10 protein-coding genes are annotated in these 13,979 nt (G+C 73.6%); 3 read left to right on the top strand and 7 right to left on the bottom strand.

What is annotated here, in order from left to right; translation table 11 throughout:
• Window positions 1-282 precede the first annotated feature (282 nt).
• Window positions 283-1,557 (bottom strand): glycosyltransferase, encoded by a 1,275-nt coding sequence (locus HCN51_RS02905; protein ID WP_168006516.1) that lies wholly within the window; start codon window positions 1,555-1,557, stop codon window positions 283-285.
• Window positions 1,554-3,866, bottom strand: coding sequence for a glycoside hydrolase domain-containing protein (locus tag HCN51_RS02900; RefSeq protein WP_346433539.1), 2,313 nt, complete (start codon window positions 3,864-3,866; stop codon window positions 1,554-1,556). Before HCN51_RS02900 ends, HCN51_RS02905 begins: the two co-directional genes overlap by 4 nt.
• A 175-nt stretch (window positions 3,867-4,041) precedes the next feature.
• Here HCN51_RS02900 and HCN51_RS02895 point away from each other — a divergent pair, with 175 nt between their 5' ends.
• Complete coding sequence (locus tag HCN51_RS02895) at window positions 4,042-4,347, top strand: hypothetical protein (protein ID WP_168006514.1); 306 nt, start codon at window positions 4,042-4,044, stop codon at window positions 4,345-4,347.
• A gap of 28 nt (window positions 4,348-4,375) precedes the next feature.
• On the opposite strand, the gene HCN51_RS02890 is transcribed toward HCN51_RS02895, so the two are convergent.
• Window positions 4,376-5,038 carry a S1 family peptidase gene (locus HCN51_RS02890; protein ID WP_168006512.1) on the bottom strand — a complete coding sequence of 221 codons (663 nt, stop codon included), beginning with the start codon at window positions 5,036-5,038 and terminating at the stop codon, window positions 4,376-4,378.
• Window positions 5,039-5,154: 116 nt separating this feature from the next.
• On the opposite strand from HCN51_RS02890, the gene HCN51_RS02885 reads away from it, so the two are divergent.
• Together HCN51_RS02885 and HCN51_RS62080 are read left to right on the top strand one after the other, a co-directional pair.
• Window positions 5,155-6,450 carry a PP2C family protein-serine/threonine phosphatase gene (locus HCN51_RS02885; RefSeq protein WP_240972381.1) on the top strand — a complete coding sequence of 432 codons (1,296 nt, stop codon included), beginning with the start codon at window positions 5,155-5,157 and terminating at the stop codon, window positions 6,448-6,450.
• A 78-nt stretch (window positions 6,451-6,528) separates the two neighbouring features.
• Window positions 6,529-7,401 carry a GAF domain-containing protein gene (locus HCN51_RS62080; protein WP_168006510.1) on the top strand — a complete coding sequence of 291 codons (873 nt, stop codon included), beginning with the start codon at window positions 6,529-6,531 and terminating at the stop codon, window positions 7,399-7,401.
• A gap of 13 nt (window positions 7,402-7,414) precedes the next feature.
• Here the strand turns inward: HCN51_RS62080 and HCN51_RS02875 are convergent, their stop codons facing one another.
• From HCN51_RS02875 to HCN51_RS02860, 4 genes are read right to left on the bottom strand one after another with little or no spacing between them, the layout of a single operon-like run.
• A complete protein-coding gene (locus HCN51_RS02875) occupies window positions 7,415-10,891 on the bottom strand; it encodes a hypothetical protein (protein WP_168006508.1) in 3,477 nt (1,158 codons plus the stop codon).
• Entirely contained in the window at window positions 10,888-11,700 is an 813-nt protein-coding gene (locus tag HCN51_RS02870) for a carbohydrate ABC transporter permease (protein ID WP_222107975.1), read from the bottom strand. Before HCN51_RS02870 ends, HCN51_RS02875 begins: the two co-directional genes overlap by 4 nt.
• Complete coding sequence (locus HCN51_RS02865) at window positions 11,697-12,611, bottom strand: carbohydrate ABC transporter permease (protein ID WP_080037497.1); 915 nt, start codon at window positions 12,609-12,611, stop codon at window positions 11,697-11,699. The genes HCN51_RS02870 and HCN51_RS02865 overlap by 4 nt, the downstream gene beginning before the upstream one ends.
• Window positions 12,608-13,915, bottom strand: coding sequence for an extracellular solute-binding protein (locus HCN51_RS02860; protein WP_168006506.1), 1,308 nt, complete (start codon window positions 13,913-13,915; stop codon window positions 12,608-12,610). The genes HCN51_RS02865 and HCN51_RS02860 overlap by 4 nt, the downstream gene beginning before the upstream one ends.
• Between the last annotated feature and the right edge of the window lie 64 nt (window positions 13,916-13,979).

Raw genomic sequence — 13,979 nt, 5'->3', positions numbered from 1 at the left:
ACCGGTCACACGCGACGACGGAAGCCCCCGTCACCGGATCGTTACACGCACGTTTCGTGTGCCGGCACCGTCCGGCACCCTGCGCCGGCCCGCCGGACGGTGCAGGGCCTGGTGCGGGGGCAGGCGGAGTCAACGGCGCCGCACACCCGCTCCGGTCAAGGGCAGGCGGAGGAAGATCGGGCCGAAGTGAGCCCCTTCGGCACCGAGACAGGCGCGACAAGGTGAGGCCGGCGGGGCGAGGGGGCGGATCGGGGAACCCCGGTTGGCGCTGGGGCGGGTGGGTCAGGCGGCGCCGAGGGCGGTGGGTTCCTGGGGGAACAGGCCGTCGAACACCGTCGTCCGGTCGAAGGTCATCGCGCGGGTGCGGGCCCGTAGCTCCAGGTCGTGCCGCTCCCCCGCCGACAGCTCCAGGACCACCCGGTCCACCGCGTCCGCCAGCGCGGCGACGTCGCCGGGCGGGACGATGACGGCGGTGTCGCCGACCGCTTCCAGGGTGCCGCCCGTCGGGGTGGTGACGATGGGGCCACCGCCGGCGAGCATCTTCTCGGCCAGCGCGATGCCGAACGTCTCGACGAAGTCAGGCTCCGGCTTGGTCGGCAGCACGTACGCCGCGCAGCCCCGCATGAGCAGCACCTTCTCGCGGTCGTCCACGTCGGTGAGGAACAGCACCCGCTCGTCCTGCCCGGCCAGGGCCCGCGCCTGCTCCAGCATGGGCCCGGTGCCGGCGACGACGAGCTTCACCCGCGACCAGCAGCGCATCCGGCCGTAGGCGGCGATCAGGTCGTCGATGCCCTTGGCCTTGGTCACCCGGGACAGGAACAGGAGGTACCCGTCCCGTTCCAGGCCGCGCGCGGCGAGCGTGGCCTGGAACGCCGCCGGGTCCGGGTCGAGGAAGGCGGAGGAGTCGATCGGCGGGTAGCTGACGGTGACGCGGCGCCGGCACTGCTCGGCGAACGTGGTGCCGCAGCGGGCGTCCACCTGCTCGGCGGAGGCGACGATCTCCTCGCGGGTGTAGTCGGAGACGGCGACGACCTCGTCGTTGGCCAGGAACGTGGTGAACAGCACGGTCGCCGCCCCGAACCGGCCCTCCCGCAGGCAGGACCTGATCACGTTGGTGACGTCGGAGCCGACCGCCTTGGCGACGGTACGCACGTGGGGCGCGTACCCGGCGGCGCGGGCGGCGGCGACCGCGTCCAGGACCACCGAGGTGTGCGGGGCGAGGTACATGGACAGGCAGACGGTGGCGTACGGCTCGGCGAGCAGCTCGACGAGGCGGCCGGTCAGCCCGGCCTGGAAGCGCCCGTCGGGCACCCGGTAGTCGCCGACCGGCTCGGGCCGCTCCACGGTGATCCCGTCGCTGTACGGCAGCAGCCGGTCCAGGGGCTTGAGCGGCAGCCCCGCCGCCTTCAGCGCCGGGATGGGCCAGGTCAGCAGCCGTACGTCGGCGAACCCCCGGGTCAGCGCGACCTCGGCGAGGTTGCGTGCTTCGCCGGAGTGGCCGCAGATGACCGGATCGGCCCTGACCACGATGACGAGGCGGCGTGGGAGGTGAGTCATCGCGTTTCCTCCGGGGGTGGGAGCGGGTCGGGCGGGGAGGGCCGGCGCGGGCCGGACAGGGCGGGCGGGTGCGGGCCGGACGAGGAGGGCCGGCGCGGGTGAGAAAGGGCGGGCTTGCGGGGGTCGGACAGGGAGGGCGGGCGACGGTCGCGTCCCCACGCGGACGGCTCCGGGCCCAGCCGCAGGCGCAGCACCCCGCCCTGGTGCACGGCGGCGGCGCTGAGGTGGGTGGCGTGCAGGGGTTTGCCGTTGAGCGTGGCCTCCTGGACGTACTGCGGCGGCGGGTCCCGGTCGAGACCTTCGGCGCCGATCGGGGTCTCGCGGTGCCCGACGGCCTCGATGACGAACTCGTTGTCGCCGGCCCTGAGCACGGCGCGGGAGAAGGCGGGCGCGTTGACGAGGAACAGGTTCTGGCCCGCGACGGGGAACAGCCCGAGCGACGCCCAGACGTACCAGGAGCTGAGGCCGCCGGAGTCGTCGTTGCCGGGCAGCCCGCCGGGCCCGGTGCCGAACTGCCAGGTCAGCGCCGCCTGCACCACTTCAGCGGTACGGTCGGGGCGCCCGGCGTAGTGGTAGGCCCACGGCGCCTCCATGTCGGGCTCGTTGTTGAGTCCTTCGAAGCGGTTGAGCGCGTACCCGGCGGCCATCTCGGTGGCGGGCGGGCGCCGGCCGGGCCGTTCGACGGGCTCGGCGCCGTAGCCGAAGAAGCGGTCGAGCTGGTCGGCGAAGGCGCGGTCGCCGCCGGCCAGGGCGATGCGCGCGGCCATGTCGTGCAGCAGCCGGAAGGAGTAGTTCCACTTGCCGCCCTCGTAGAACTCGGAGTCGCGCAGCAGCCCGGTGCCGTGGTCGAAGGCGTTGCGCCAGTGGCGGGCGCGTTCTTCCAGGTCGTCGGCCAGGCCGGGGTCGTTGAGCGCGCGGGCGACCTGGGCGGTGCAGTGGTGGGCGTAGGCGAGGTCGAGGGTGTGGGTGATGGGGTGGACCATGCCGCGTTCGTAGAAGTCCTCGCCGTAGCCGCGCCGCAGGTCGCCCACCATGTGCACGAGCGCCCAGCTCCAGTCGATGCCGGCGCGGCCGAGCGCGTGGGCGTCGGCGAGCGCGGTGTGCGCGAGCGCGCTGGCCTGGCGGAAGAACCGGTCGGCGCCGCGCGACATGCGGTAGCCGATGGGGAAGTTGCCCTCCTCCTCGCACACCCTGATGAGCGATTCCAGCAGGTCGGCGGCGCGGTCGGGGGCGATGGCGGCCAGCAGCGGGAGCTGGGTCTTGTAGATGTCCCACATGGTGCACACGTCGAACGCGAACGGGCCGGGGGTCGGCCAGAACGGGCTCTCGTCGTCGGCGAAGCACGGCTTGATCAGCGCGTGGTAGAGGGCGGTGGCCAGCACGGTACGGCGGGCGGGCGTGCCGCCCTCGACCTGGACGCGGTCGAGGTGGCCGGCCCAGCGGGCGCGGGTGCGGAACAGCACGGCGTCGAACGCCTGGTCGGTGTGCCCGCACTCGCGTTCGAGGTTGAGCCGGGCCTGGTCGCAGCCGCGCAGGGAGAACCCCATCCGCACCTCGACGGTCTGGCCGGGCGCGGCGGGGCCCATGAAGAGCATGCCGAAGGGGCGCAGCGTGGTGTGCCGGATGCTGTCGAAGTCGAGGCGGGTGCCGCCGTCGATGAGGCGCCGGTCGTACCAGAGCATCTGCCGCCAGCCGGGGCTGTCGACCTCGACGTACACCGACAGCGGGACGCCCTCCATCACGACCGTGCCCTGGGCGCGGCCATGGCCCATGCTCTCGACCTGGGCGCGCACCGGCACGGTCTGGCCGAGCTCGATGGCCAGGCCGCCGCACGACAGGTCGACGACGACGCGGGCGCTGTCGTGCTCGGGGAAGGTGTAGCGGTGCACGGCGACCTTGGTGCCGACCGTGAGCTCGCAGCGGATGCCGGTGTCGAGGGTGGCGGCGTAGTAGCCGGCCCGCGCGACCTCGTCGTACAGGGGCCAGGACTCGCCGAGCGCGTCGAGCGGCTGCACCATCGGGGTGACGCGGACGTAGTTGTAGTACTTGCGGATGGCGCCGGTGCCGGACTGCTGGAAGTGGGTGAAGCCGGAGGCCTGCAGCCGCTCGAACATCTCCTCGGGCACGCCCTCGGTGTTCTTGGCGTAGCGGCCGTAGCCCGTGGGGTACGCGCCGGAGTAGGCGCAGGCCGACACCATGCCGAGCGGTGACGTGGCGCCCGGGTGGGTGTTGCCCACCTGCGGTTTCGGCCACCACCAAGTGGCGGCCAGACCGCGCGCGCGTGGCAGGTCCGTGGCCGCCGTACCGATGAAGGGATCGACGTTGTCCAGGATGGCGGGACTCTATCCGAGCGGGGGCCGCCCGTAGGTTTCGGCGAGGTGAACTCCTCCCGCGTGTCGTGATGGAACGTCCCTGGCACGGGCTGGAACCGGATGTCACGCCATTCAGGTGCAGGTCCATCACGCACTCACCAGGGGAGATCCCATGACAAGCCTGACGAGGAAGCTGCTCGGCGCGCTGGCCGCGGCGGCGCTGGCGGGCTCCGGCGTGGCCGCCGCCACCACGCTGCCCGCCTCCGCCGCCGCCGTCGTGAGCGGCACGCTGTTCACGGGGATGGGGCAGAGCCTCGACGAGGACACGGCGCTCGCCATCGCCGAGGCCGGCGCCAGGGCCGACGCGGCGGCGCACGGGTTCACGGAGTGCGACGTGTTCGAGTCGGTGAGCGCGCAGAGCCCGAAGCTGGTGTGGACGGCGTGGGTGACGGTCCGCTGCCTGGCTCTGAGCCGGTAACGCGTACGGCGCTGAGCCGGCAGGGCGCTCAGCCGGTCACGAGCGTGAGCCCGTAGGCCGACAGGGCCTCCGCCACCGGCTGGAAGTACGTGGACCCGCCGGTGGCGCAGCTGCCCGTGCCGCCGGAGGTGATGCCCTGGGCCTGGTCGCCCGACAGGAAGGGCGCCCCCACCGTGCCCGGCTCCGCGCACACGCTGGTGCGGACCAGGCCGGTGACGGTGCCGTCGGGGTAGGTGATGGTGGCGTTGCGCTGCTGGACGACGCCGCAGTGCCAGCCGGCGACCGGGCTCGCCTGGCAGACGGCCGAGCCCACGGCGGCGGAGGCCGCGCCGCGCACGATGCGCTCGGAGCCGAGGGCGGCGACGGTGCCGCGCGGGGTCCAGCCGGGGTAGAGGGACACCCAGGCGTAGTCGTCGCCCGGGTAGGAGGAGGCTTCGAAGACGCCGATCGGCGTGCCGCCGTAGCCGGTCAGGGCGATGTCTCCCGGACGGCCGCAGCGCCCGGCGGTGAGGAACCCGCCGGTGCTGCCGCGCCGCACGGTGAACGCCACGAGGCAGCGTCCCTTGCCCTGGACGACGTAGGTGTCGCCACCGCGGATCTCGCCCTGCGCGGCCCGCGCCTGGCCTGGCGACCCGATGAGGACGAGGGCGGCGGCGAGGACGAGCGCGGCGGCCGGCCGGAAGAACCTCATGAGAACCTCCCGCGCCCACCGTAACCGCGCCGGGCCCCCGATGTCCCTACCAGTTGAGCGGGGGGCACGGCGATATGACCGCACGGGTGACGACCCCGGACCGTTACGTTGGGTACATGACCGCTCACAATCGCGTGCAGGCGTCCGGCTCGGCAGCGCCGGCGGCGCAGCGTGCGGCGATGTTCGGCGCGCTGATCTCCGCGAGTCACACGAGCACGCTGGAGCAGATCCCGGCCCTGGTGGCCGAGCAGGCCGGCCGGGTGGGGCTGCGCGACGTCCTCATCTACCTGGCGGACCTGCAGCAGGAGGTGCTGTCGCCGCTGATCGCCCAGCCGGCCCCGGCCGGGGAGCGGGAGTCCGGGGAGATCAGCATCGAGGGCACGGTCGCCGGCCGCGCGTTCCAGCACGGCCGGATCCTGCCCGCCTCGGCCCGGCATCCGCGCCGGTGGTGGGTGCCGCTGGTGGACGGCACCGACCGGCTCGGCGTCCTGCGCGTCACCGCGCCCGGCGCCGACGCCGAGACGCTGCGCGACATGGAACGCCTGGCGGGCCTGGTCGCCCTGCTCGTGGTCTCCAAGCGGCCGCTGAGCGACACCTACGCCCGGCTGGTGCGGCGCCGTCGGATGAGCGTGTCGGCGGAGATGGAGTGGCGGCTGATGCCGCAGCGCACGTTCGCCACCGAACGGCTCGTCGTCAGCGCGGTCATGGAGCCCGCGTACGACGTCAGCGGCGACGTGTACGACTACGCCTTCGAGGGGCGGGCCGCCCATCTGGCGATCTTCGACGCGATGGGGCACGACACCGCCGCCGGGCTGACCGCCAACCTCGCCGTGACGACCCTGCGCAACAGCCGCCACGAGGGCCACGACCTCGTGCGGGCGGCGCGGCGGATCGACGACGCGCTCACGGCGCAGTTCGGCGGCGAACGGTTCGCCACCGGCGTCATCGCCACGCTCGACATCCCCAGCGGCGAGCTGGCCTGGGTCAACTGCGGCCACCACCCGCCCGTGATCGTCCGCAGGCGTTCCACCATCGAGCTGGAGGGCGACCCGGCGCCGCCGGCGGGCACCGGCCTGCACCTGCCGGTCACGGAGTGCCACACCCAGCTCCAGCCGGGCGACCGGCTCCTGCTCTACACCGACGGCATCACCGAGGCCCGCAACCGCGAGGGCGAGGAGTTCGGCATGGACCGGTTCGCCGACTTCCTCATCCGGCACCAGGCCGACGAGCTGCCGGTGCCCGAGACGTTGCGGCGGCTCATCCACCACCACCTCGACTACCACGAGCACCGGCTGCGCGACGACGCGACCGTCCTGCTCGTCGAGTGGCCCGGCACCCCGTACACCAGGAAGGAGGCCGAAGCCCTCACCGGCGTCCCCGAGGGGAGCGCCCCTCCGCCGTCCCGCCGCTGAGCCCGGGTGGCAGTCCCGCCGCCCGGCCGCTAACCTGCGCGGTGGTGCCGGAGCCCGGACGGAGCGACACTCGGAGATGTGGATCCGGACGTCGGTGACCGCAGGAGACAAACGGAGCGCCTGATCGCCAGGGCGCAGGCCGCGCGTCGCCGCGCGGAGGAACGCCAGCTCGACGCGGCCGAGAGCCGGCAACGGCTGGAGCAGCGCGAGGTCGAGACGCGCAGGCGACTGGAGCGGGAGTGGGCCGGCGCCGCACGCTTCGGCGTGCCCCGCGGCGCTCCCCCCGCCACTCTCGTCCCTGCCGCGCCGGATCCTGCCGTTCTCGATCCTGCCGCGCTCGATCCTGCCGCGCTCGATCCCGCCCTACCCGATCCTGCCGTGCTCGATCCTGCCGGGCCCGATGTCGCCGGATCCGATCCGGAAGGGCCCGGTCCCGCGTCTCCGGATCACGCCCTCGTCGGCCGCGCCGTTCTCGACCCGGCCGTGCTCGGCCCTGCCCGGCCCGATCCCGCCGAGCTCGGCGCCCTGGCGGACGCCGGGCTGCGCGTCGCGCTCGCGCTCACCGGCGCCGACATGGGCAACGTGCAGCTGCTCGACCGGGCGACGGGTGCGCTGACGATCGTCGCCGATCGCGGCTTCCAGCAGCCCTTCCTCGACTTCTTCGCCGTGGTCGACGACGACGGCTCCGTGTGCGGCCGGGCCCTGAGCACCGGAACGCCCGTCGCCGTCCGCGACGTCGAGCAGGACGCGCAGCTGGCCGGCACGCCGGCGTCCCGGGTGCTGCTGGAGGCGGGGGTGCGCGCGGTGTGCTCCACCCCCCTGCTCGACCGGTACGGGGTGCCGCTCGGCATGCTGTCGGTGCACCATCGCGGCCCCCATGAGTGGACCCACGCGGACCACCTCCTGCTGGGGCTGCTGAGCCGCCACCTCGCCCGCCTGCTGGACCCGTGACCCGCGCCGCCCGCTAACCGGTCGTGCGCAGGAGGACGGGGCCGAACAGGCCGGTGGTGCGCTGGCCGGGGAAGACGAAGTGGGTGGGGCTGACCTCGTCCATGAACGGGGCCAGGGTGCCGAGGACGAGGATCTCGACGAGGTTGTCGCCGTCGTCCAGCTCGACCTCGAACACGTACGGGGAGCACACCCGCACGCCGCAGGGCCGGCCGTTCACGCTCACCTCGGCGCTGCCCCTGACGCGGCCCAGGTCGAGCAGCGCGGGGCCGGAAGAGGCGGGCACGGTAGTCCGGTACCGCACGCCGCCGCTGTACCCGGCGAGCCCCTGCTCCTCCCAGTCGCCCAGCCGCATCCGCCCGGGCCCGCACGTGAACCGGACGGGCCCGGCGAGCGCCGCGCCCGCCTGCGCGCCCGGCACGGTGCGCACCACGAGCTCGACCGGCCCCAGGCACGCCCCCGGCTCCGCCGGCGCGGCACGCGTCACCGGCGGGCCCTGCGTTCCTGACTCCGGCGGCGTGGCCGGCCCCCCTGGCGATGCCGGCCAGCGCAGCTCGCAGGGTCCCAGGGCGTTCACCTCGATGCCGGTCGCGCCGGGCGGCGGATCGAGGAGGAAGCGTTCGGTCCGGGGGCGGGCGCCGGGGACGGCGAACGTGGCGGGCGGCGCGACCGGCCCGCCGTCCAGCCAGCCCGCCTCCGGCAGCGGGTGCGGCCGGGGCAGCAGCCAGAGCGCGGCCGGGTCGCCGTGCTGGCGCCGCCGCACGCGGGGGGCGGGCGACCAGTGGGGCCCGGAGACGGCCAGCCCGTCCACCAGGACCCAGCCGTCGGATTCGACCCGCACGGAGTTGGGCCCCTCGCGCAGGAGGTGGGTGACGTCGTAGCGGCGCAGGCGCGGGATGTCCGCCTCCGCGTACGGATCGAAACCGCCCTGCCTGCCCGCTTCGACCCCGTTCACCAGCACCCGGCAGAACGCCGTGGACGCCACCTGCAGCAGCGCGGGCCCGTCACCGGCGTGGACGACGGCCTCCAGCGGCGTGCCCGCGATCCACTCGGGCCGGACGGCGTCGGCGGGGTCGGACACGAGGCAGACGTACGCCCGCAGGTCGTGCTCCTCGTCCGGCACCAGCGACAGCTCCAGGAGGTGCGCGCCGGGCGGGAGCGGCGAGCGGGTGACGGCCGCGTAGCCGCGGTCGTCGAGCGGCTGCTCGGCCCCGTCGACGCGGAGCGTCTTGGCGGCGCCGGCGCCGATGGCGAGCGGCCCGCCGCCCTCGGGGACGGTGATGACGGTGCGGAAGCGCGCCCGCGCCCCGGCGGCGACCCGCCCGAACGCGAGGAATTCGACCGGCACCCGCCCCTTGGGCCCGAGCGTGTCGCGGTGCACGGGGTCCTTGCGCAGCCCGCGCGAGGCGGACCAGACGGAGGGCGTCCACGGCCCGTCGCCGACTTGCTGCTCGCCGCGCGGCCCGAACGTGACGTCCACCGGCTCGCCACTGGGCGTCCGCAAGGTCCAGCACTCAACGCCCGAGGAGCCGAAGTCGGACCACGTGTCGTCGAGGGTGGGGACGAGCTCGGCATCCCATTGGTCACCCAGGTGCCGGGAAACCGGGTACGCGGGCCGCGGCGCGGGCTCGGCGTCGGTGCCGTCGAACACCAGCAGCGCGGCGGGCCCGTCGTCGAAGGGCACGGCCACCCGTACGGTGTCGCCGTCGCGGGTGTGCGGCAGCGGCACGGGCTCGCCGCCGGTGAAGGGGCGCAGCAGCAGCGGCGTGCCGGTGACGCCGCGCACGGTGACCGGCAGCTCGCGCGCGTACCGGGCGGGGTCGAAGTCGATGAGCGCGTCCAGCCAGCCCAGGTCCACCCCGCGTTCCTCGGGCCGGCCGACGCGGATGCGGCTGGCCATGGGGAACGCGGCGGGCAGGAACACGAGCGTGGCCGGCCCGTCCTCGCGCACCAGCGCGGGCACGGGCGCCTCGACCCGGCGCTCCAGCCCGCCCAGCGCCTCCCCCACCTGGTCGGCGGACGCCACGAAACGGGCTCCGGGGGAAGGTGTGCCGACGGCGACGAGCAGCCCTCCGTCGGCGGCGAACTCGGCCAGCCGGGCGGCGACGTCCTCGTCCAGGTGGGTGACGGCGGGCAGGATGATCGCCCGGTACGCCTCGGTGGAGACGGTCAGCCGCCCGTCCTTGACGACCGCGCGCCGCACCGAGTCCTCGTCGACGACGTCGGCGTCCAGCCCGAGCCGGTCGAGCACCCCGGGCGCGGTGGCGAACCAGGCCATGTCGCCGACCAGCTCCCGGTAGACGTCCTGGGCCCGCGCCGCCGCGGCGTCGGCGGCGCCGGTGGGGCCGACGCCGGCCTGGGCGGTGGCGGTGGGCAGCAGGACGGCCACGTCGCAGGCGTGGCGGCCGAGCGACAGCCCCGCGCACAGCCGCGTGACCGCCGCCGCGAAGACGTGGTGGTGCCGCCAGTAGGGTTGCCGCCAGTCGGTGGACGGCGGCGCCCACTCCCACCAGCCCCGCTTGGTCGTGTAGTAGACGGCGTGCGGGTTGTAGAGGGTGGCGCCGGCCCGCAGCCACGGCAGCAGCCAGTCGAACGTCTCCTCCAGGGTGCCGCCCCACCCGCTGGAGTGGAACGCCTCGATCCAGGTGCGCGGCCGGCCGTACAGGTGGGCGAGGGAGGAGTGCAGGCGGGCGTCGCCGTGGTGGTCGGAGCCGGGCGCGCCGAACCAGCGGTGGGTCCGCGCGTAGTCGGCGTACAGCCGCACCCCGTCCACGGGATGCCCGGCGCGGGCCGGGTCCTGCTGGTCGCAGCCGTGCACGAGCCCGTGGCGGGCGTGCCAGTCGGCCAGGGGACGGAAGAACGCCTCCTCGGCCAGCTCGGCCCGGGTGCGCTGGTAGGCGAGAGGGTCCTGCGGCGAGTACGGCCGCCCCCTGCGGGCGAGGTGCTCGTCGGCGAAGCGGGCGGACCAGGTGGGCAGCGCCGGCAGCTCGTCCTGGAACGACCCGGCGATCACCTTGCCGAACCAGTGGCCGATCCGCCGTTCGAACGCGCCGTGGACGCGGTCGATCAGCACCGCGCACGCCTCGCGCGACAGGTAGTCGAAGCCGCGCGAGGTGACGGTCCCGTCGGGGGCGAGCCACTGCCCGGCGAAGTCGGGCCGCTCCTGCACGAGCCGCGCCTGGAGGTCGGCCCCGGAGAAGCCGAGCTGGTCGTAGAACCACAGGCGCACGCCCAGCTCGTACGCGTCCGCGCACACCCCGTCCAGCAGTTCCCACCAAGGCTCGGACAGGAACGGCGGGTCGTCGGCGTCGGCCCCGAACGTCGGCCCGGAGGGGGCGAGGTTGAGGATGACCAGGTTGTGCACTCCTCCGGCGGCCAGCCGTTCCATCTGCCAGCGCAGCCGGTCGCGGCGCAGCGGCTCGCCGCTCCACCACCAGATGGCGGCCGGCGAGTACGCCCGGGGCGGCTGCCGGAAGACGTCGAAGACGTTCATCCTTTGAGCCCGCTCGCGAAGCCCTTGATGACGTAGCGCTGCAGCGCCAGGAACACCAGCACGATCGGCAGCGCGCCGAGCACGAGGCCGGCGAAGACGAGGCCGTGCTGGGAGACGTACTGGCCGACGTAGGCGAACACGCTGACCGGGACGGTCTCGTAGCCGGAGCCGCCGAGGTAGACGAGCGGGGTGAAGAAGTCGTTCCAGATGAAGACGGCGTTGAGGATGAGCACGGTGCCGGTGATGGGCCGCAGCAGCGGGAAGACGACGCGGGTGAACGCGACGAGGTGGGAGGCGCCGTCGATCTGGGCGGCGCTGGCGTACTCGCGGGGCAGCGCCCGGATGAAGCCGGTGTAGAGGAAGACGGTGAACGGGAGCTGGATGCCGGTGTAGAAGAGGATCATCCCGGCGTGCGTGCCGATCAGGCCGAGGTCGTTGACCAGCTCGTACAGGGGGATCATGCCGAGCTGGAACGGCAGCACGATGCCGAGCAGGAACAGGACGTACAGGCCGTAGCCGAGGCGGGTCTGGACGCGGGCCAGGAAGTAGGCGGCGAACGAGCCGAGCGCGATGAGCGCCACGAGGCTGGCCGCGGTGATCACGGTGCTGTTGACGAGGGACGGGCCGAGCGCGGCGGCGGACCAGGCGCTGGCGAAGTTGTCGAGGGTGGGCGGGCTCGGCGGGGCGAGCGGCGAGCGGGCGATCTGCCCGGGGTCCTTGAGCGCGAGCGAGACCAGCGTGTAGACGGGGAACAGGAACGCCACCGCCACCGCGATCATGACGATCTCCAGCACGAACGTCCTTCTCACACCGCCACCTCCCGGCTGCGCAGGTAGGAGACCTGGATGAGCGACACCGCGGCCACGAACAGGGCCAGCACGAGGGCGACGGCGGTGCTGTAGCCGAACTTGCCGAAGACGAACGCCTGCTTGTAGAGCACGGTGGACAACGTCTCGGTGGCGTACCCGGGGCCGCCGTTGGTGGCGGCGAAGACCTGGTCGAACAGCTTCAGCCCGCCGATCGTGGAGAGCATCAGGTTGATCGTCAGGGCGGGCGCGAGCAGCGGCCAGGTGACGTAGCGGAAGCGCTGCCCGGTGCCGGCGCCGTCGATCATGGCGGCCTCGTGCAGCTCACGCGGGACGCCTTCGAGGCCGGCCAGGAAGATGACCATGGAGTAGCCGGCGTTCTGCCAGACGACCATGCCGGCGATCGACCACAGGGCTATCGACGGGTCTCCGAGCCAGTCCACGTGCAGGCCGAGCAGCCCGTTGAGGCCGGCCGACGGGTCGGGGTTGTAGATGTACTTCCACAGGAAGGCCACCATGACGGGGCTGACGACGACGGGCGCGAAGAAGATGACGCGCAGCAGGGCCCGGCTCTTCAGCTTGACGTGCACGCCGAGCGCGAGCAGCAGCCCGACGCCGTTCTGCACGACCACGATGGCCACGGTGAGCAGCAGCGTGTTGCCGATCGAGCCCATGGCCTGCTCGTCGGCGAGCAGGGTGCGGAAGTTCTCCAGGCCGACGAACGACATGTCGCGGCCGATGCCGCTCCAGTCGGTGAAGGCGTAGACGACGCCGGCGACGGCCGGGTAGAGCACGATCAGCGCGTACACGGCCAGGGCGGGCGCGGCGAACAGCCAGGACGGGGCGGCCGCGGAGAAGCGCCGCCGCCGCCGGACGTGCGCGGGACGGGCCCGGCCCGCGGTTACGGGAGTCACTTGCGGTACGCCTCGTCCATCTTCTTCAGCGCCTCGTCGATCGTGGAGTCGCCGGCCAGCAGCTCCTGGACGACCGCGAAGTGCACGGGCTGGACCTCGGCGTTCGGCCAGCGCTGGTCCATGAACGGCACGGCGCGGTCCTTGGTGAAGGGCAGGAACGACTGGACGGCCGGGTCGATGGTGGAGCTCGCGTCCTGGGTGAGCGGGATGGCGGCGATGGCCTTGGCCCAGGCGTTGATGTTCTCCTGGCGGCCGAGGAAGTCGATGAACGCCTTGGCCTGCTCGACGTTGCGGCCCTTGGCGGCGGCGCCGAGCCCGACGACGACGCCGGCCGGGATCCACACCTGGGCGGCGTCGTCGGCGCCGGGCAGGGGGAACATCGACAGGTCGTCGGGCGAGGCGGCGGCCTTGCGGAAGTCGGGCAGCACGGCGGAGACCTGGACGGCCATGCCGGCCTTGCCGGTGGCGACCATGGCGGTCTGCTGCTCGAACGTGGTGCCGTTCGGCTTGTCGTTGAAGTAGCCGCGTTTCTGCAGCTCCAGGTACATCTCCAGGGCCTGGTGCCAGCCGGAGCCGGCGAAGGTGGCCTGCCCGGCGAGCTGCTTGTCGTCGAAGGTCGGGTCCTTGGCGTAGACGGTGGAGGGCACCAGCGCGTACGTGATGAGCTGGGTGACCCACGGCGTCTGGGCGCCGAGGGCGATGGGCGTCACCCCGGCCTTCTTCAGCTTGTCGCACACGGCGAGGAACTCGCTCCACGTGGTGGGCGGCGCGTCGATGCCGGCCTGCTGGAAGACCTTCTTGTTGTAGACGGCGCCGATCACGGACGATCCGGCCGAGTACAGGTAGGTCTTGCCGTCGAGCTGGAAGGCGGGCTTGAACCCGGCGGGGATCGTCTTGGTCCACGCCTGCGCCGACAGGTCGGCCAGCAGCCCGGCCTGGGCGATCTGGGTCATCGACATGGCGCTGCCGTTGCCGGGGTAGACGACGTGCAGGTCGGGGGCGTTGCCGGCGCCGAGCTGGGTGCGCAGGGAGGTCTGCACCTGGTCGGTGGGGGCGTAGGAGGCGGTCAGGCGGACGGTGGGCGTGGCCTTGCCGTAGGCGGCGGCCAGCTCGTCCATGGGGGCTTTCTGGTCGGCCACGCCGATGAACTTGAGCTCGGTGGTGGCCCCGCCGCCGCCGGTGGTGGCGGTGGTCTCCGGCCTGGTGGAGCAGGCCGTGGTGGCGAGGGTGGCCGCGGCCAGACCGCCCATCATGCGCAGGAACTGGCCGCGGCTGACCCTGGCGTGGTGCAGCAGGTCGGTCATGTCGCTGTCTCCTCGGTCGTGCGATGTGCTGAGATCCCCCGAGAGCACCCGGCGGTACGGGGCC

Source organism: Nonomuraea composti, assembly GCF_012034275.1.
GTDB classification, from domain to species: Bacteria; Actinomycetota; Actinomycetes; order Streptosporangiales; family Streptosporangiaceae; genus Nonomuraea; species Nonomuraea composti.
The sequence above is the reverse complement of the archived record's forward strand: the minus strand, read 5'-3'. Positions and strand labels throughout refer to the sequence as shown.

Coding starts and splice junctions, on each gene's coding strand:
- HCN51_RS02885 (WP_240972381.1), top strand. CDS start 5,155: ATGACCGCTCACAATCGCGTGCAGGCGTCCGGCTCGGCAGCGCCGGCG.
- HCN51_RS02905 (WP_168006516.1), bottom strand. CDS start 1,557: ATGACTCACCTCCCACGCCGCCTCGTCATCGTGGTCAGGGCCGATCCG.
- HCN51_RS02895 (WP_168006514.1), top strand. CDS start 4,042: ATGACAAGCCTGACGAGGAAGCTGCTCGGCGCGCTGGCCGCGGCGGCG.
- HCN51_RS02890 (WP_168006512.1), bottom strand. CDS start 5,038: ATGAGGTTCTTCCGGCCGGCCGCCGCGCTCGTCCTCGCCGCCGCCCTC.
- HCN51_RS02875 (WP_168006508.1), bottom strand. CDS start 10,891: ATGAACGTCTTCGACGTCTTCCGGCAGCCGCCCCGGGCGTACTCGCCG.
- HCN51_RS02860 (WP_168006506.1), bottom strand. CDS start 13,915: ATGACCGACCTGCTGCACCACGCCAGGGTCAGCCGCGGCCAGTTCCTG.